Annotated in this window: 13 protein-coding genes; 11 read left to right on the forward strand and 2 right to left on the reverse strand. The window is 67.6% G+C overall.

Translation table 11 applies throughout. The features are described 5' to 3' along the window. Nucleotides 1–52: 52 nt before the first annotated feature. From mshL to EV678_RS15580, 10 genes are all read left to right on the forward strand, one after another. The gene (gene mshL / locus EV678_RS15535; protein ID WP_014236491.1) at nt 53–1,957 is read left to right on the forward strand and encodes a pilus (MSHA type) biogenesis protein MshL; all 1,905 of its coding nucleotides are present in this window, start codon (nt 53–55) and stop codon (nt 1,955–1,957) included. Continuing rightward, entirely contained in the window at nt 1,954–3,222 is a 1,269-nt protein-coding gene (locus EV678_RS15540) for a tetratricopeptide repeat protein (RefSeq protein WP_130460149.1), read from the forward strand. The genes mshL and EV678_RS15540 overlap by 4 nt, the downstream gene beginning before the upstream one ends. Next, the gene (locus EV678_RS15545) at nt 3,219–4,925 is read left to right on the forward strand and encodes a GspE/PulE family protein (RefSeq protein WP_014236489.1); all 1,707 of its coding nucleotides are present in this window, start codon (nt 3,219–3,221) and stop codon (nt 4,923–4,925) included. The genes EV678_RS15540 and EV678_RS15545 overlap by 4 nt, the downstream gene beginning before the upstream one ends. 9 nt (nt 4,926–4,934) lie before the next feature. After that, nucleotides 4,935–6,134, forward strand: coding sequence for a type II secretion system F family protein (locus tag EV678_RS15550; RefSeq protein ID WP_130460150.1), 1,200 nt, complete (start codon nt 4,935–4,937; stop codon nt 6,132–6,134). A gap of 3 nt (nt 6,135–6,137) precedes the next feature. Next, nucleotides 6,138–7,682 (forward strand): hypothetical protein, encoded by a 1,545-nt coding sequence (locus tag EV678_RS16515; protein WP_130460151.1) that lies wholly within the window; start codon nt 6,138–6,140, stop codon nt 7,680–7,682. Beyond that, complete coding sequence (locus EV678_RS15560) at nt 7,679–8,278, forward strand: hypothetical protein (RefSeq protein WP_130460152.1); 600 nt, start codon at nt 7,679–7,681, stop codon at nt 8,276–8,278. Before EV678_RS16515 ends, EV678_RS15560 begins: the two co-directional genes overlap by 4 nt. A gap of 18 nt (nt 8,279–8,296) precedes the next feature. Next, complete coding sequence (locus EV678_RS15565; RefSeq protein WP_130460153.1) at nt 8,297–8,800, forward strand: hypothetical protein; 504 nt, start codon at nt 8,297–8,299, stop codon at nt 8,798–8,800. A gap of 3 nt (nt 8,801–8,803) precedes the next feature. Further along, nucleotides 8,804–10,960 carry an L-type lectin family protein gene (locus EV678_RS15570; protein ID WP_130460154.1) on the forward strand — a complete coding sequence of 719 codons (2,157 nt, stop codon included), beginning with the start codon at nt 8,804–8,806 and terminating at the stop codon, nt 10,958–10,960. Further along, complete coding sequence (locus EV678_RS15575) at nt 10,957–11,673, forward strand: type II secretion system protein (protein WP_130460155.1); 717 nt, start codon at nt 10,957–10,959, stop codon at nt 11,671–11,673. The genes EV678_RS15570 and EV678_RS15575 overlap by 4 nt, the downstream gene beginning before the upstream one ends. Nucleotides 11,674–11,761: 88 nt before the next feature. Next, nucleotides 11,762–13,078, forward strand: coding sequence for an adenylate/guanylate cyclase domain-containing protein (locus EV678_RS15580; RefSeq protein WP_014236482.1), 1,317 nt, complete (start codon nt 11,762–11,764; stop codon nt 13,076–13,078). On the opposite strand, the gene EV678_RS15585 is transcribed toward EV678_RS15580, so the two are convergent. Continuing rightward, on the reverse strand, nt 13,068–14,771 hold the full coding sequence (locus EV678_RS15585) for an ATP-binding protein (protein WP_130460156.1): 1,704 nt from the start codon (nt 14,769–14,771) through the stop codon (nt 13,068–13,070). The genes EV678_RS15580 and EV678_RS15585 overlap by 11 nt on opposite strands. Before the next feature lie 168 nt (nt 14,772–14,939). Here EV678_RS15585 and EV678_RS15590 point away from each other — a divergent pair, with 168 nt between their 5' ends. Continuing rightward, nucleotides 14,940–15,617: a prepilin-type N-terminal cleavage/methylation domain-containing protein gene (locus tag EV678_RS15590; protein ID WP_014236480.1), complete on the forward strand. Its 678-nt coding sequence runs from the start codon at nt 14,940–14,942 to the stop codon at nt 15,615–15,617. Nucleotides 15,618–15,662: 45 nt separating this feature from the next. Here EV678_RS15590 and EV678_RS15595 read toward each other — a convergent pair whose 3' ends face one another. After that, a complete protein-coding gene (locus tag EV678_RS15595; RefSeq protein WP_014236479.1) occupies nt 15,663–17,630 on the reverse strand; it encodes a monovalent cation:proton antiporter family protein in 1,968 nt (655 codons plus the stop codon). Nucleotides 17,631–17,657 lie beyond the last annotated feature (27 nt).

Raw genomic sequence — 17,657 nt, forward strand, 5'->3', positions numbered from 1 at the left:
TAGCGTTACATAAGAACGGCCCCATAACGAGACAACCGATAAGGCCCGCCCCATGAAGCCTGCCCATTACGGCCCCCGCCCCGACGGCCTCCCGTCGTTGCCCAAGCATTTCCCCGTGCGCGCCCTGCTGGCAGCACTATCCCTGGGACTGCTCGGCGCCTGCGCCTCCCCCGTTGCCAAGGACCCCAGCAAGGCCCACCTGCAGGCGGACTCGGCGCCCGTGGTCAGCGGCGCCATTCCGGCACCGGTGATGCAGACGGCGGCCTTGCCCAAACCCCGGATCGCGCCCCGCACCGAGACCTATTCGGTGGTGGTGAACAACGTCAAGGTGCAGGAGTTGCTGTTCGCCCTGGCCCGGGACGCCAAGCTCAACGTGGATATCCACCCGGGCATCAGCGGCACGGTGACCCTCAACGCCATCGACCAGACCCTGCCCCAGATCCTCAACCGCCTGGCCAAGCAGGTGGACATGCGCTTCGAACTGGACGGCCCCAATCTGGCGGTGATGCCGGACACGCCCTACCTGCGCAATTACAAGATCGACTACGTGAACATGACCCGGGACACCGCCGGCACCGTCTCGGTCACCACCCAGATCGCCACCGCCGGCGCCGGCGCCAGCACCACCGGCACCACCACGGTCCCGGGCACCGCCGGCAGCGGCAACAGTTCCGTCACCCGCATCGAGAACAAGGCCCAGCACCATTTCTGGGACAACCTGATCCAGAACATCAAGGACATCCTGCGGGAAACCGACAAGGTCATGCCCGAAGGCTCCTCGGAAACGGTCACCGAAGTGGCCGCCACCCAGACCACCACCGGCACCGGCACGCCGCCGGCGGCCGGCAGCCGCACCTCGGCCCCCGCCACCAGCCTGGCGGGCAGCGCCAATCCGGCCACCCTGCAGAACAGCGGTGCCATGGTGGTGCGGCGCACCACCTTCCGCGAGGCCGCCTCGGTCATGGCCCATCCGGAAACGGGCATCGTCACGGTGCGCGCCACCTCCCGGCAGCACGAGAAAATCCAGGAATACGTGGACCAGGTGATGGGCAGCGCCCGGCGCCAGGTGCTGATCGAGGCCACCATCGCCGAAGTGCGGCTGGACCAGAACTACCAGCAGGGCATCAACTGGAGCCGCATCACCGGCGGCGCCGCCGGCTTCACCTTGACCCAGACCCTGGGCGGTGCCGTGGCCGGCATCATCGCCAGCGGCAGCAATTTCGAGATCGGCTACAAGAACTCCACCTCCGGCGGAGGCTTCACCAGCGCCCTGCGCCTGCTGGAAACCTTCGGCACGGTGAAGGTGCTGTCCAGCCCCAAGATCAGCGTCCTCAACAACCAGACGGCGGTGATCAAGGTGGTGGACAACCACGTCTATTTCACCATCAAGGCCGACACCAGCCAGAACCAGGTGAACACCGTCACCACCTACACCACCACCCTCAACTCGGTGCCGGTGGGCTTCGTCATGAACGTCACCGCCCAGATCAGCGGCGACGACACGGTGCTCCTCAACATCCGCCCCAGCATCTCCCGGGTGGTGGATGAAATCCCCGACCCCAATCCGGCCTTGAAGAAGGGCATCAACGGCCTGGCCGACAGCATCGAGAGCAAGGTCCCGGTGATCCGCACCCGGGAGATGGAATCGGTGCTGCGGGTGGAAAACGGCAACATCGCCGTCATGGGCGGCCTCATGGAAGAGATGCTGCAGAACCGGGCCGACAGCGTTCCCGGACTCTCCCGCCTGCCCGTGGCCGGCGGCCTCTTCTCGGCCAAGGACGACTCCCTGCAGAAGACCGAACTGGTCATCTTCCTGCGCCCGGTCATCATCCGCGAAGCCAGCATCGGTGGCGACTACGCCAACCTGAGGGACGCCCTGCCGACCAAGGACTTTTTCGCCAACAACCCGGGGCCCCAGCAGCAGATGGCGCCCTCCGGCATGGAGCCGCGGCCGTGAGCCTGCTCATGGATGCCCTGAAGAAGGCGGAGGAGGCCAAGCGCAACGCGGCCCCCGCCACCGGGGCGCCCGGCGAACTGAGCCTGGAGCCGGTGAGCCCCCAGCCCGGCAGCCAGGGGCAGTCGCCCCTGCCCAATCTGGACGACCACCTGGCAACGGTGGATGCCGACCTGGCGGCGGTGGCCGCCAGCCCGGCGCCAAGCCCCGCCGCCCCGCCGCCCCAATCCTCCCACCAGCCCGCCCCGCCGCCGCCCACGCCAAGTGCCGCCCCTGCCGCCGCAGTCGATGTGGAAGCGGAGCGCCAGGCGGCCCGCAATCTCTTCAACGCCAAGCTGGCCGCCGGCAACGGCACACCGCCCAACCGCAACAAGCTGTGGCTTGCCCTGGGCGCCCTGGCGGTGGGCCTGCTCGGCATCGGCATCTATTTCTGGTTCCAGTTGCAGGGCCTCAGCCAGAACCCCATGGTCGCCCGCCCGGCGCCGACACCGGTGCAACCCCAGCCCCTGCTGCCGGCACCAATGGCAACGCCCATCGCCATGGCCCCCATGCCAGTAGCGGCTATAGAAGCGCCTCCCAGCCCCCCCGTACCGGAAATGCCCACCCCCCTTACCCGGGAGCGTCCCGTGCCCCAGGAACGCCAGCCGGCGCTGCCGCCGGAGGAGCCCAGCCCCATCCGCCTCAGCCGCGGCAAGCCGGCCACCAACCCGCTGCTGGAACGGGCCTACGGCGCCCTGCAGCGGGAGGATTTCGCCGCCGCGGTGCAGGACTACGACAAGGTGCTGCAGGCCGACCCACGCAACACCGACGCCCTGCTCGGCATGGCCAGCATTGCCGGCCGCGAGGGCCAGACGGCCAAGGCCGAAGCCCTCTACCTGAAGGCCCTGGAGGCGGACCCGAAAAACCCGGTGGCCCTGGCCGGCCTGGTATCCCTCCTCGGCAACGGCGATCCGGCGGCGGCGGAAAGCCGCCTGAAGAATCTGCTGGCGACCCAGCCCGAAGCCGGCCACGCCCACTTCGCCCTGGGCAATGTGTACGCCCGCCAGGGCCGCTGGAGCGAAGCCCAGCAGGCCTATTTCAAGTCCCTGGCCAGCGACGGCGACAACCCGGACTATCTCTTCAACCTGGCGGTGAGCCTGGACCACCTGCGCCAGATCAAGCCGGCCCAGCAGTACTACCAGGCGGCCCTCGGCGCCGCCGCCGGCCGCTCCGCCATGTTCGACAAGGAAGGCGCCCGGCGCCGGCTGCAGGAGTTGGCCGCGCCATGAACGCCCCCAGCCCCCAGCGCCGCCCCCTGGGCCAGATTCTCATCGCCCAGGGGATCATCTCCGAAGACCAGCTGCGCATCGCCCTGCTGGAGCAGATGAAGTCCAACCAGCCGGTGGGCAAGCTGCTGGTATCCCTCGGCTTCGTCTCGGAAACGACCCTGCGGGAAGCCCTTTCGGAAAGCCTGGGCAAGCGCTCCATCGACCTCTCCCGGGCCGTCATCGACCCCTCCGCCCTCAAACTGGTGCCGCGGGAGCTGGCCAAGCGCCACCACATCCTGCCCCTGGACTTCGATGCGGAAAGCCACCGCCTGACCCTGGCCCTGGCGGACATCAACGACATCGTCGCCCTGGACAAGGTGCGCAGCCAGCTCAACGCCGAGCTGGAGATCGAGACCCTGCTGGCCGGCGAATCGGAAATCGATCGGGCCATCGATCAGTACTACGGCTACGAGCTGTCCATCGACGGCATCCTGCACGAGATCGAAACCGGCGAGATCGACTGGAAGAGCCTGCAGTCCTCCTCCGACGAATACAGCCAGCCGGTGGTGCGGCTGATCGACGCCATCCTGGCCGACGCGGTGAAGCGGGACGCCTCCGACGTGCACTTCGAGCCGGAGGCCAACTTCCTGCGCATCCGCTACCGCATCGACGGCATGCTGCGGCAGATCCGGGCCCTGCATAAATCCTACTGGCCGGCCATGGCGGTGCGCATCAAGGTCATGAGCGGCATGAACATCGCCGAGACCCGGGCGCCCCAGGACGGCCGCATCAACCTGGTGCTGAGCGGCCGCCAGGTGGACTTCCGGGTCGCGGCCCAGCCCACCATTCACGGCGAAAACGTGGTGCTGCGCATCCTAGACCGGCAGAAGGGCATCGTGCCCCTGGAGGGTCTGGGCCTGGCGGAGGACCATCTGGACCTGCTCAAGCTGATGATCGCCCGGCCCGAGGGCATCATCCTGGTCACCGGCCCCACCGGCAGCGGCAAGACCACCACCCTCTATTCGGTGCTCAACCACATCAATTCCGAGGGCGTGAACATCATGACCCTGGAAGACCCGGTGGAGTACCCCATGGCCCTGGTGCGCCAGACCTCGGTGGCGGAATCGGCCAAGCTGGACTTCGCCAACGGCATCCGCTCCATGATGCGCCAGGACCCGGACGTGATCCTGGTGGGCGAAATCCGCGACACGGACACCGCCGAAATGGCCTTCCGCGCCGCCATGACCGGCCATCAGGTGTATTCCACCCTGCACACCAACTCGGCCATCGGCGCCATTCCCCGCCTGCTGGACATCGGCATCCTGCCGGACCTGATGGCCGGCAACATCATCGGCATCGTCGCCCAGCGCCTGGTGCGCCGCCTCTGCCCCGGCTGCAAGACGCCCTACCAGGCCGAGGCCCACGAATCCCGCCTGCTCGGCATCCCGGCGGAAGGGCCGCGGCCGGTGATCTACCACCCCTGCGGCTGCGAGCGCTGCGACTTCCAGGGCTACCGGGGCCGCATCGCCATCATGGAACTGCTGCGCATGACGCCGGCCATGGACGAGCTGGTGGCGCGCCGCGCCACGGCCCGGGACATCCGCAACGAGGCCACCCGCCAGGGCTTCCGCCCCCTGGCCGACGACGGCCTGCGCCGCGTGCTGGACGGTTCCACCTCCCTGGAGGAGCTATCCCGGGTGGTGGACCTCACCGACCGGATGTAGGGTCCGGCCATGGGACTCTTCAACTACAAGGCCGTCGATGCGGATGGTCGCATGGTCCAGGGGCGCCTCGACGCCATCAATCTGGTGGACCTGGAGATGCGCCTCAAGCGCATGGAAATGGACCTGGTGAACGGCACCCCAGTCAGCAGCTGGGACATGTTCGGCGGCTCGGTGCCGCGCCGGGAGCTGATCAACTTCTGCTTCCACCTGGAACAGCTGAACCGGGCCGGCGTGCCCATCCTCGAAGGACTCTCCGACCTGCGGGACTCCCTGGAACATCCGCGCTTCCGCGAAGTCATCGCCAGCCTGGTGGAATCCATCGAGGGCGGCCAGACCCTGTCCCAGGCCATGGCCCTGCATCCCCGGGTGTTCACCAAGGTCTTCGTCAGCCTGGTGCGGGCCGGGGAACTGACCGGCCAGCTCTCCGAAGTGCTGCAGAACCTCACCGAATCCCTCAAGTGGGAGGACGAGATCGCCTCCCAGACCAAGAAGCTGCTGATGTACCCGGCCTTCGTCGGCACCATCGTCCTGGGCGCCACCTTCTTCCTCATGGTGTACATGGTGCCCCAGCTGAAGCAGTTCGTGCGCAACATGGGCCAGGAACTGCCGGCCCAGACCCGGGCCCTCTTCTTCGTCTCCGACCTGCTGGTCAATTACTGGTACCTGGCCCTGCTCCTGCCCATCCTCGGCATCGCCCTGCTCAGCTACCTGCTGCACACCAATCCGGCGGTGCGGCACGGCTTCGACGCCTTCAAGCTGAAGCTGCCGGTGTTCGGGCCGATCCTGAAGAAGATCGTGCTCTCCCGCTTCGCCAACACCTTCGCCCTGCTCTACGCCTCGGGCATTCCCATCCTGGAATCGATCCGCACCACGGAAGAGGTGGTGGGCAACCGGGTCATCCGCCTGGGCCTGGAAAAGGTGGAACAGCTGATCGGCGAAGGCCAGAACGTCACCACCGCCTTCCACACCATCGGCCTCTTTCCGCCCCTGGTAATACGCATGCTGCGGGTGGGGGAAAGCACCGGCTCCCTCGACACCGCCCTGCGCAACGTCAGCTACTTCTTCAACCGGGACGTGAAGGAGTCGGTGGAAAAGATCCAGTCCCTGATCGAGCCGGCCCTGACCCTGATCCTCGGCTCGGTCCTGGGCTGGATCATGCTGGCCGTCCTGGGGCCGGTGTACGACGTCATCAGCAAGATCAAGACCTGAGCCATGCCCCAGCGCCATCTCCTCTACCTCTCCGCCCACCAACTCTCGGCCCATGCCTGGAAGGGCGGCCGCCTGGACGCCCAGGCCAGCTTCCCCCATTCGGAGGAGGGCCTGGTGGCCTTCCGCCAGTACCTGGAAAAGCGTCGCCACGACCTTTTCTACCTCCTCATCAACGTGGCCGACGAAGGCTTCCAGCTGGACACCATCCCCTTCCTCCAGGGCAAGGACCGGGAAGCCGTGATCCAGCGCAAGCTGGGCCAGTATTTCTACAGCACCAACCTGAACATGGCCCAGCGCCTGGGCTTCGAGAAAAACCGGCGCAAGGACGAACGCCTGCTGCTGGCCGGCTTCACCAACCCGGCCCAGATCATGCCGTGGACGGCCCTGATCCAGTCCCTGGGCGTGCCCCTGGTGGGCATCTACTCCCTGCCCCTGCTCGGCCCCCAACTGCTGAAAAAGCTGCAGCCAGGCCCGGCCCCCTGCCTGATGCTGACGGTGCAGGATCACAGCCTGCGCCAGAGCTTCTTCGACAAGGGCGAACTGCACTTCTCGCGCCTGGTGCCCCTGCACGATTCCAGCATCCACGGCATCGGCCACGCCATGGCGGCAGAGGCGGCCAAGATGCACCAGTACCTGACCAGCCAGCGCCTGCTGGCCCGGGGCCAGTCCCTGCAGGCCCTGGCCCTGGTCCACCCCCAGGCGGTGCGGGCGGTGCAGGAAGCCTGCAGCGACAGCCCGGCCGTCACCTTCCGCATCGTCGGCAACGACGAGGCCGCCCGCCTCATCGGCCTGGCCGATGCCCCGGAGGACAGCCGCAGCGAAGCCCTGTTCCTGCACCTGCTGGCCGTCCAGACGCCGGCCCAGCAGTTCGCGCCGCCGCCCCTGCGCCACGACTACCGGGTGTGGCAGCTCAAGGCCCTGCTCTCTTCCGGCGGGCTGCTGGTCTTCCTCGCCTGCCTGCTTTTCGCCGGCAAGCAGCTGTACGACGCCAGCCGCCTCGGCAGCGAACGGGCCGCCATCCAGGCCCAGGCCGACAGCGCGGCCCAGCGCTATGCCGAACTGGCCCGGACCTTCCCGCCCATGCCGGTGGACAACGACACCCTGCGCCAGGTCATCAACCGCTACCAGGCCATGGAACGGCAGCCCACCACCCCGCGAGACTTTTACCTGCTGCTCAGCCGGGCCCTGGAAGCAACGCCCCAGGTGGAGCTGGACACCATCGCCTGGCAGCGGGGCGGCACCAGCACCGGAGGCAATGGCAACGCCACTGCCGCGGCGGCAGCGCCGGGCGAGGGGGACGAGAGCGCCCTGGTGCGGGGCAGCATTCCCACCGGCCCCCAGGCCAATCCGCGCCAGGTGCTGGCCATTTTCGAGCGTTTCCTGGCGGCCCTGCGGCAGCAGCCCGGCCTGCAGGTGAATGTGCAGCAGCAACCGTTCGACGTGGAATCGGGCAAGTCCCTCAAGGGCGGCAGCAGCAGCGACGATGCCCCGGCCAGCGCCGAGCCCCGTCATTTCGTCGTGCAGATCGTGCATCGGGTGACGCCATGAAACTGACCGCAGCCGACTGGCGCAAGCTGCGCCTCAGCCTGGTGATCTTCGTCCTCTTCTGCCTCGGCGGCGCCGTCCTGGTGCTCTTTTCCCTGGAGCAGCAGCAACAGGCCCGCCGCCTGCTGGCAACGGCCCAGGCCCACAACGCCCAGGCCCAGGCCAAGCTGAAGCAGGTACGGGAAGAGGAAAGCGAAATCAAGCTCAAGGCCGCCCTCTTCAGCAACCTGGCCGCCCGCGGCGTCATCGGCGAGGAACAGCGCCTGGACTGGGTCGAGCTGCTGCGGGACATCCGCAACAACCGGCGCCTGCTGGACATCCAGTACGAGTTCTCGCCCCAGCAGCCCCTGGGCAACGGCCAGGGGCCGTGGAGCTTCCAGGTCAGTTCCATGCGCCTGCAACTGCAGCTGCTGCATGAGGAGGATCTGCTCAACGTCCTCGCCGACCTGCGCAACACGGCCAAGGCCCAGGTCCTGGTGCGCAGCTGCGAAGTCAGCCGCCAGCCCCGCCCCCCGGGCGACAGCACCGGTCCGCACGCCAACCTCAAGGCCCAGTGCCTGCTGGACTGGATCACCCTGCGAGGCCCCCAAACCCGCTGAGACGGGGAGGAACCTGCCATGAACGCCCATTCCCTGCGCCCTCCCCAAGCCGCCCGCCCCGGCCCCCGCCTGGCCAGGCTCGCCGGCCTGCTCCTGGCCCTGGGCGCTGCCGCCTCGCCGCTCCTGGCCGAAGAAGCCCTGGGCCGCCTCTTCTTCACGCCGGAACGGCGCCAGGCCCTGGAGCGCCAGCGGCTGTACAACATCCAGGACACCAGCCATGCCACGGAAGAACCGGTGGTGACCCTCAACGGCATCGTGCGCCGCTCCAGCGGCAAGGGCTCGGCCTGGATCAACGGCATGGTCCAGCACGACCGGGAGGACATCAGCGGCCTGCAGGTGCGGCCCGATGGCCGCCACCCGGGCCGCGCCACCCTGAAGGACCTGGGCAACGACAGCAGCACCAGCCTCGGCGTCGGCGACTCCCATCGCCGCGGCAGCAACGAATCCGCCGGCCTGCTGCCCGATGGCAGCGTGCTGCGGGTCCATCCCGCCCCCGCCGGCAGGCGCCCTGCGGCGCCCTGAGCCGTGGCCCGCCACCCCGCTCCCGCCTGCCGTCAGCGCGGCGCCGCCCTGCTGGCGTTCTTCCTCATCGTCTTCGTGCTCGGGGCCTACGGCCTTTACCGGCACCTGACCGCCGTCTCCAGTAATCCCCAGGTCCGGGCGGAAGCCTCCATGGCGGCCCTGGCCCAGGCCCGGGAAGCCCTGCTCGGCTTCGCCGCCACCTACGACCAGCGCAACAACGGCCAGGTCTTCGGCCAGCTGCCCTGCCCCGACACCAACAACGACGGCGAGGCCGAAGCCAGTTGCGGCACCGCCGGCACCACCGTGGTCGGCCTCCTGCCGTGGAAGACCCTGGGCCTGCCGATGCTGCAGGATGAAGGCGGGGAATGCCTGTGGTACGCCGTCGGCCGCTTCAAGAACAGCCCCAAGAGCACGCCCCTCAACTGGGACAGCCAGGGCCAGTTCGCCGTGCGCAGCAGCGACGGCAGCCAGATCCTGACCGAGCCGGAGAACCCCGAGGGCGGCGCCGTCGCCGTCCTCTTCGCCCCAGGCATCGCCCTGGGCGGCCAGAACCGCAGCGGTGGCAGCGGTGCCTGCCCCGGCGGCGACAGCCCCAATGCGGCCAACTATCTGGACGGCAACTACAGTTTCGGCGGCGGCGCCAGTCTCAGCCTGACCCAGGGCACCCCGGGCAGCACCTCCAACAATGACCTGCTGCTGTGGCTCAGCCCCCGGGACATTTTCCAGCGCATCAAGCAGCGCAGCGATTTCCCGAGCCGCATCGACACCCTGATGGCAGGCCTGAAGTCCGCGCTGGATGCGGCTCCCAGCCTGCCGACCGGGGACGCCTCGAGCGACGGACTGCAGCGCCTGCCGGCCGCCTTCGATTTCAGCGCCAGCCTCGGCAGTGGCGACGAGGAGTTCCGCCGTCACTGGGACAACCAATTGCGCTACCTCAACTGCGGCAGCGACGGCTGCCTCACGGTGCGGGGCAAGCCCTGCCGGGGCGCCCTCATCTTCACCGGGGAACGGGCCGCCACGGGGCCCCGCACCGCCGCGGAAAGCGCTTCTGCCACCAGCTTCCTGGCCGCCGCCAACATCGCCGCCGCCACGGCCACCGACGCGGCCGCCCGCCAGTTCCCCCTGCCCCAGGCCCTGGCCGCCTACGACAAGAGCCAGGCGGCCGGCGACGTGGTGCTGTGCCTGAAGGAAAGCGTCACCCTCAATTTCAGCAACGACCTGGGCGCCGCCACCGCCATCCGTAACGAGCTTGCCAGCGGCAACCCCACCCTTGCCGTGGACAGCGGCGCCGGCACCGCCACCCTGGGCACCAGCGACGTGCCCATCGGCAGCCCCCCCAACCTGCGTTACGGCTGCCTCTGGTTCAACCAGGTGGTGCGCTTCGGCAGCGGCCTGCGGGCCTTTTTCGAATACCGGGTGCAGGACCGGGGCGACGGTTTCACCTTCACCATCGCCGATGCCGAGCGCAACCCGGACGCATCCATGTGCGGCGCACCGGACCAGCACCTGGGCTACTCCGGCGAGCCGACGCCGCCCGCCGGCGTCACCCTGCGCCCCATCGCCCCGCCCAAGCTTGGCCTGGAGTTCGATTTCGTGCAGAACCTGGGATACAACGAGAGCAACAGCAACCACGCCTACGGCCGCCAGGACCCCCTGACCATCCGGCACCTGGCCTTCACCTACTGGGGCTACCGGGAGAACAACTGGTGGGCCGGCGTCGCCGCCCCCCTGTGGGACGACAACGTGCATGGTTTCGGTAGCGGCAGCGGCGATTCCCCCCGCAACCCAGCCTCCCTCACCAGCGGCCTGGCCACGCCCGGCGGCCTGGCCACCCTCGGGCAGCTGGTGCGCATCCGCCTGGAAATCAGCCGCAACTACGACAGCGGCGCCGGAGCCGGCACCTACGACCTGAAGGCCTGGGCCTTCCCCGCCAGCAATTCCCTCTGTTTCGTCGAGGACGTGGCCATGGCGGATCTCAGCACCACCTTCGCCCCCAATACCGCCGCCTGTTCGCCGCCCACCATCAGGGATACCATATCCATCAGCGATTTTTCAGGCAGCGAGTCCCTGCGCAACGTCCGGCTTGGCTTCACCACCGGCTTCGGCAGCGGCGGCCAGCTGATCCTGTTGCAAAACTTCAAGGCCCAGTTCATCCCATGAGCCCCCACCTGCGCCGCCCCCACGGCTTCACCCTGGTTGAACTGGCCATCGTGCTGGTCATCGTGGCCCTGCTCACCGGGGGCATGCTCTTTTCCCTGTCGGCCCAGACCGAAGTGCGGGACAACGGCGACACCAAGAAACAGTTGCAGGATATCGGCGACGCCCTCATCGGCTATGCGGCCAGCCACTATTCGAGCAGCGGCCAGCACCCCTTCCTGCCCTGCCCGGACACGGATTACGACGGGGTGGAAGAGGCCCGCGACGGCAGCGGCAACTGCCCCAGCGCCGAGGGCGTGCTGCCGTGGACCAGTCTGGGCCTGGGCCAGTACGACAGCTGGCGCAATCACTACCGCTACCGGGTGCACACCCGTTTCAGCAACAACAAGGACGGCTTTGGGCTTGCCACCAGCGCCGCCGACATCACGGTCTGCAGCGTCGCCTCGGCCAGCAGCGGCTGTTCCGTGGCCAATTCCACCCTGGCCTCCGGTCTGCCGGCCCTGGTGCTTTCCCACGGCAAGAACGGCCTGGGCGCCATCAACGCCCAGGGCGCCGCCAACGGCGCCAGCAGCGATGCCGACGAGGTGGAAAATCACGATGGCGACAATGTCTTCGTCAGCCGGGCCGTCACCCAGCAGGGCTTCGACGACCAGGTGCTGTGGCTGTCGCCCAATCTCCTGTTCAACCGCCTGATCGCCGCCGGCCGTTCCCTGTGAGGAAATGACAGCTTCAAGCATTGACCGGCCCCGGCCCCAACTGCCACACTCAGACCATCCGCCCACGCCTTCGCATCGACCCCGGCCCATGTCCTCCGACTCCTTCTTCCATTCCTTCCGCGACGTCGGCCTCTCGGCCAACGACAGCGAGGAGATGCGCCTCAACAAGTCCCTGCTGATTTTCGCCACGGGCCTCATCAGCGCCGCCTCCATGCTCTGGCTGCTGCTCTACTGGCAACTGGGGCCGCGCTTCTCCTCCACCATCCCCTTCATCTTCCAGCTGCTGCTCACCGGCAATCTGTTGCTCTACTTCAAGACCCGCAATTTCACCCTGTTCCGCACCACCCAGCTGGGGCTGTTCCTGTTCATGCCCTTCGTTGCCCAGTGGAGCATGGGCAACTTCATCACCGCCTCGGGCATCAGCCTGTGGGGCCTGCTGGCGCCCATCGGCGCCATCCTGTTTTTCGGCGTGCGGGAATCCCTGGCCTGGTTCATCGCCTACCTGTTCCTCACCGCCCTCTCCGGCTTCTTCGACTTCTACCTGGCCGACATGGCGGCCATGGAAGCCAGCCACGTGCCCCTGCGCACCAGCATCTTCTTCTTCGCCCTCAACTTTGCCGCCGTCTCCAGCATCGTCTATCTGCTGCTGCGTTTTGCCACCCTGGAGAAGCAGAAGCTGCAGGAACGCATGGTGGAGGCCCACGCCCTGCTCCAGGCGGAGCAGGAGCGCTCGGAACGGCTGCTGCTGAACATCCTGCCGGGGGCCGTGGCGGAACGGCTGAAACACAGCAACCAGACCATCGCCGACGGCTTTGCCGATGTCACGGTGATGTTCGCCGACATCGTCAATTTCACCAAGGTGGCGGAGGGCCTCTCGCCTCAGCAGGTCTTCTCCATGCTCAACCGCATCTTCTCCTCCTTCGACGAACTGGCCGAAGCCTACGGCCTGGAGAAGATCAAGACCATCGGCGACGCCTACATGGTGGCCGGCGGCCTCAGCCAGGAGCGGGAGGAGTATTCCGACGCCATCGCCGACCTGGCCCTGGCCGTGCGCGATCTGCTGCACCGGGATTTCGAGGTGAACCGCATGCACCTGGAAGTGCGCATCGGCATCGGCACCGGGCCGGTGGTGGCCGGCGTGGTGGGCAAGAAAAAGTTCATCTACGATCTGTGGGGCGACACGGTCAATATCGCCAGCCGCATCACCACGGAAGGCGTGCCCGGCATGATCCAGGTGGATGAAACCACCTACCGTCGCCTGCGGGACCGCTACGATTTCTACGAGCCCCAGACCCTCTATCTCAAGGGCAAGGGCAACATGACGGTGTACCGGCTGGCCGGCAAGCGCAGCGACGGCGGCACCGGCAGCAGCCTCGGCGCCGTGCCGACCGAGGTCACCGGCTGAGGGGACGCAGGCTGAAGCACACCCGGCCCGGCTCGTTGGCGGCCAGGCACAGTTCGTAACCGCTCTCGGCCGCCAGGCGCCCGGCCTGGTAGAGACCGATGCCCAGCCCGTGGGCCGAGCTCACCGGCGCCCGCCCCAGTTCCGCCGCCAGCTCAGGCGGCACCGGACTGCCCGAGTCCTCCACCTGCAGCTCCAGACCCGCCCCGTCCGCCCCGGGCAGCAGGCGTACCTCGATGCGCAGGTCCATTTCCCTGGCGGCCTTGCTCAGGGCGTTCTGCAGCAGGTTCTCCGCCACCATGTCGAACAGCCCGGCGGGCAGGGGCTGCTCACCCCCATGCCAGGCGGCGAAGGTCACCGCCTCGCCGCTGTAGCGCTGGCCCAGGGCCGTCCACCAGCTGCCGGCAGCGGGCTCCTCGCCATCGGCGGCGGGCCGCTGCTCCAGCTTGTCCAGGGCCTGGCGCAGGCGCTGGGTGATCAGGGGCAGCTGGCGCTGCATCAGGGCCTGGAAAGCCTCGGCATCGTCCGCTTCCGCCTGTTCGGCCGCATGGCAGAGATTGGTCAGGGACTGCAGCAGGTTTTTCACGTCGTGGGTGAGACGGGCACCCGTCTCGTGCACGGCCTGGATGTAGCTCATCTGCTGCAGGGCCCGGCCCCGCAGCTTGGCCAGGTAGAACTCGGCCAGCAGCCGCAGCAGCAGATGGAAATGCAGCATCAGGGCCGGCGACAGCTTGTGCCGGGTGAACAGGGTCACGTTCAGGGGCGGACATTCGAAGCGCTGGGAGAAGGCGCCGTCGGCCAGCCCGAAGGCGCCGTGCCGGTGTTCCGCCGCCCAGGTGCCGCCCAGGACCCAGGGCAGGGCCAGCATCTCCTCCAGGGTCTGGCCGAGGAAACGTTCCGGATCGACCTCGAACTCGGCATGGTAGGTGAGGCGCCGCATCCACTGCTCGAAGGGCAGGGCCACGCTCAGGACGTAACGGGAAAAAAGCACGCCGAAGCCGGAAAAGCCGCCCCGGGGGTCCCAGGCCCAGGCCAGCAGGAACAGCAGGCCGGCCATGATGAACACGGTGGAGGCCACTGCCACGCCATAGCCGCTGCGGTCGAGCAGCATGAAGGCCAGGGTGCCCAGCACCAGCACGGCCAGCAGGAGAAAGACGAACAGGCTGTAGACGAAGTCCACCATCTCGGCCCGGCGCGGGGGCGCTTCCTCCCGGGAGCGGGGCCACACCAGCATGGACAGCAGCAGCAGAGGCAGGGCGTAGATGAACACGGGGCTGAGGGCCGGATCCACGGCCATTTCCCGGGGCACCACCTGGGGCACCTGCCAGGCCAGCAGGGCACCCAGCAGATAGCCGAAGGCCAGGAGCAGGAAAATGCGCTGGCGCCGGCGGCGGACAAAGAGGACCCGGCCGCCCACCAGGGCCGAGAGGATGGCGGTCCAGAAGATCAGCAGCCAGTCGTTGAGGCCCAGGGTCAGCAGCAGGATGCCGGCTCCCATCAGGGCCAGTTCGGCCACGCTGAGACGACGGCCGGTTTCAACGAAAGGCTGCCAGAGGATCAGCAGGCCGATGTGGGCCAGCCACAGGCCCCGCCCCCAGGGCTGCTCCGGCCCCACCGCGAGGGCCACGTGGTAGAGGCCGAGGAGCGCCACCAGCAGGCTCTCTGGGCCCAGGGCAAGACGGGTTCTGGCTAGCACGGACACTCCCGCGACAGGAACGGGTGACGAATCTCCGACGGGAGCGTCAAGAATTTGACACTTTTCGGCGCTTTCCCGTCAGAATTGCACCCATAATGCCTTCCAGGCCCATGGCATATGATGTGCTTGGAAAAAGCAGACACATTTTCAAATTGGAAGGAGACCGCCATGTCCGCACGCCAAAAAGGCTTCACCCTGGTTGAGATTGCCATTGTACTCGTCATCATCGGCCTGCTTCTGGGCGGGGTGCTGAAGGGTCAGGAACTGATCAACAGCGCCAAGGTGAAAAATTTCATCAACGACTTCAAGACCGTCCCCCTCTTCATCTACGGCTACCAGGACAAGTACCGGGCCCTGCCGGGCGACGACCGGGACGTGGCCACCCACCTGGGTTCCGCCGCCACCAACGCCAGCGTGACCCTGCTCACCGTCACCTCCACCACCCAGGGCAACGGCCGCATCGAAGGCAACTACAACTCCACCACGGCCACCGACGAGAGCGTCGCCTTCTGGCAACAGGTGCGCCTGGCCAACTTGGCGGCCGGCAATGCCAACTTCACCGATCCGGCTGCCGCCATGCCCACCAACGCCGACGGCGGCCGCCTGGGCATCCAGAGCACCAGCCCCATCACCGGCATGACCGGCTCCTACTTTGTCTGTTCCGAAGGCATCCAGGGCAAATTCGCCAAGCAGATCGACATCACCCTGGACGACGGCAACACCGCCACCGGCTCCGTGCGCGTGGCTTCCGGCACCTATGCCGGCACCGCCCTGACCGCCGTGCCCACCACCGGCACCGGCGGCATCGAGGACAACAACACCTACATCGTCTGCACCGCCTTCTAAGGCAGCTTCACCAAGAAAAAAGGCGCCTGCGGGCGCCTTTTTTTGTCAGCCCTTGAGCAGGCGCAGTTCCGCCGCTTCCAGGCTGGCTACCGAGCCCAGCAGCACCACCACGTCCCCTTCCCGGAAACGGGTTTCCGGCAGGGGTTCCAGGGCCCGGATGTCGCGCCGGCGCACGGCGCTGATCTCGACGCCGAAATAGGCCAGATTCAGTTCCTCCAGGCTGCGCCCCACGGCATAGGCGCCGGCCCCCAGGGCCACCGAATGCAGGCGGAACTGCTGGGTTTCGCTGAGGTCGCTGTCCCGGTCGGAAAGACCGTGGAAGAAGCCCCGCAGCAGGCGATAACGCTGGCCCCGGATGTCCCGGATCATCTTCAGCACCCGGTTCATCGGCACCCCGAGCAGCACCAGGGCATGGGAAGCCAGCATGATGCTGGCCTCCAGGGATTCGGGCACCACTTCCGCCGCCCCCGCCCGGCTCAGGGTGTCCATGTCGGACTCATCGATGGTCCGCACCACCACCGGCAGGTCCGGCTTCAGCTCCTGCACATGGTGCAGCACTTTTTCTGCAGCAATGGTGTTGGCGAAGCTGACGATGACCACGCTGGCCCGGGACACCCCGGCCGCCACCAGGGTCTCGCGCCGGGCGGCATCGCCATAGACCACCGTCTCGCCGGCTGCCGCCGCTTCCCGCACCCGCTCCGGATCCAGGTCCAGGGCCACGTAGGAAATGTTCTCCCGGGACAGGAAGCGGGCCAGGTACTGGCCGCTGCGGCCGAAGCCGCAGATGATGGCGTGCTTCTCCGTACTCATGGTCTGGGCCGCAATCTTGGTCAGCTCCATGGAACGCATCAGCCACTCGCTGGCGGCGAAGCGCAGCACCAGCTTGTCGCTGTACAGCACGATCAGGGGCGCCAGCAGCAGGGACAGCACCAGGGCCGTCAGCACCACCTGCAGCACGGCCTCCGGCACCAGGCTGGAGGCGCTGATTTCGGTCAGCAGCACAAAGCCGAATTCACCGCCAGCGCACAGCCACAGGCCGACCCGCATGGCGTTGCCCGGCGTCGCCCCGAAGCTGCGGGAGAGGGCGGCGATCAGGCCGAACTTGCCCAGCAGCAGGATGGCCAGGGCCAGCAACACCCAGGGCAGGTAATCGAGCACGGCCCCCACGTCCAGGAGCATGCCCACGGTGACGAAGAAGAGCCCCATCAGCACGTCGCGGAAGGGCTTGATGTCCTCCTCCACCTGGTAGCGGTATTCGGTTTCCGAAATCAGCATGCCGGCGACGAAGGCCCCCAGGGCCAGGGAGAGGCCGGCCATTTCGGTGATGTGGGCCAGCCCCAGGGTGATGAGCAGCACATTGAGCATGAACAGCTCGGCGGACTTGCCCCGGGCAACGATGTAGAACCAGCGCCGCATCAGCTTCTGCCCGAGGAACAGCACCAGGCTCAGCACCACCGCCGCCTTGCCCATGGCCCAGGCGATCTCCAGGGCCATTTCCCCCGGCGGCCGGGAAAAGGCGGGAATCAGGATCAGCAGGGGCACCACCGCCAGATCCTGGAACAGCAGCACGCCGATGACGTCGCGACCGTGGGGCGACTCCAGCTCCAGGCGCTCGGCCAGCAGCTTGGACAGCACGGCGGTGGAGGACATGGCGAAGACGCCGCCCAGGGCCACCCCGGCCTGCCAGCCCAGGCCGGTACCGACGCTGAGGCCGACGGCGAGGACGATGGTCAGCAGCACCTGCATCAGCCCCAGGCCGAACACCACCCGTTTCATGGCGTAGAGCTTGGGCAGGGAGAATTCCAGGCCGATGGAGAACATCAGGAACACCACCCCGAATTCGGCCAGGTGCTCGGCGCCGCTCACATCCTTGATGAAGTTCAGGGCATGGGGACCGATGAGCACGCCCACCAGGAGATAGCCCAGGATCGGCGGCAGCCCGAGGCGACGGAACAGGGTCACCACCAGGACGGCAGCGGCAAGCAGCAGCAGGACCAGTTGCAGGGAATTCATGGGCCGATAGGGGGAAGGCGGGCGGAT

This window comes from Azospira oryzae, assembly GCF_004217225.1.
Lineage (GTDB): Bacteria > Pseudomonadota > Gammaproteobacteria > Burkholderiales > Rhodocyclaceae > Azospira > Azospira oryzae.

Bases quoted from the DNA above. Each gene is read 5' to 3' on its own strand.
- mshL (WP_014236491.1), top strand. From the start codon at position 53: ATGAAGCCTGCCCATTACGGCCCCCGCCCCGACGGCCTCCCGTCGTTG.
- EV678_RS15545 (WP_014236489.1), top strand. From the start codon at position 3,219: ATGAACGCCCCCAGCCCCCAGCGCCGCCCCCTGGGCCAGATTCTCATC.
- EV678_RS15550 (WP_130460150.1), top strand. From the start codon at position 4,935: ATGGGACTCTTCAACTACAAGGCCGTCGATGCGGATGGTCGCATGGTC.
- EV678_RS16515 (WP_130460151.1), top strand. From the start codon at position 6,138: ATGCCCCAGCGCCATCTCCTCTACCTCTCCGCCCACCAACTCTCGGCC.
- EV678_RS15560 (WP_130460152.1), top strand. From the start codon at position 7,679: ATGAAACTGACCGCAGCCGACTGGCGCAAGCTGCGCCTCAGCCTGGTG.
- EV678_RS15565 (WP_130460153.1), top strand. From the start codon at position 8,297: ATGAACGCCCATTCCCTGCGCCCTCCCCAAGCCGCCCGCCCCGGCCCC.
- EV678_RS15575 (WP_130460155.1), top strand. From the start codon at position 10,957: ATGAGCCCCCACCTGCGCCGCCCCCACGGCTTCACCCTGGTTGAACTG.
- EV678_RS15580 (WP_014236482.1), top strand. From the start codon at position 11,762: ATGTCCTCCGACTCCTTCTTCCATTCCTTCCGCGACGTCGGCCTCTCG.
- EV678_RS15590 (WP_014236480.1), top strand. From the start codon at position 14,940: ATGTCCGCACGCCAAAAAGGCTTCACCCTGGTTGAGATTGCCATTGTA.
- EV678_RS15595 (WP_014236479.1), bottom strand. From the start codon at position 17,630: ATGAATTCCCTGCAACTGGTCCTGCTGCTGCTTGCCGCTGCCGTCCTG.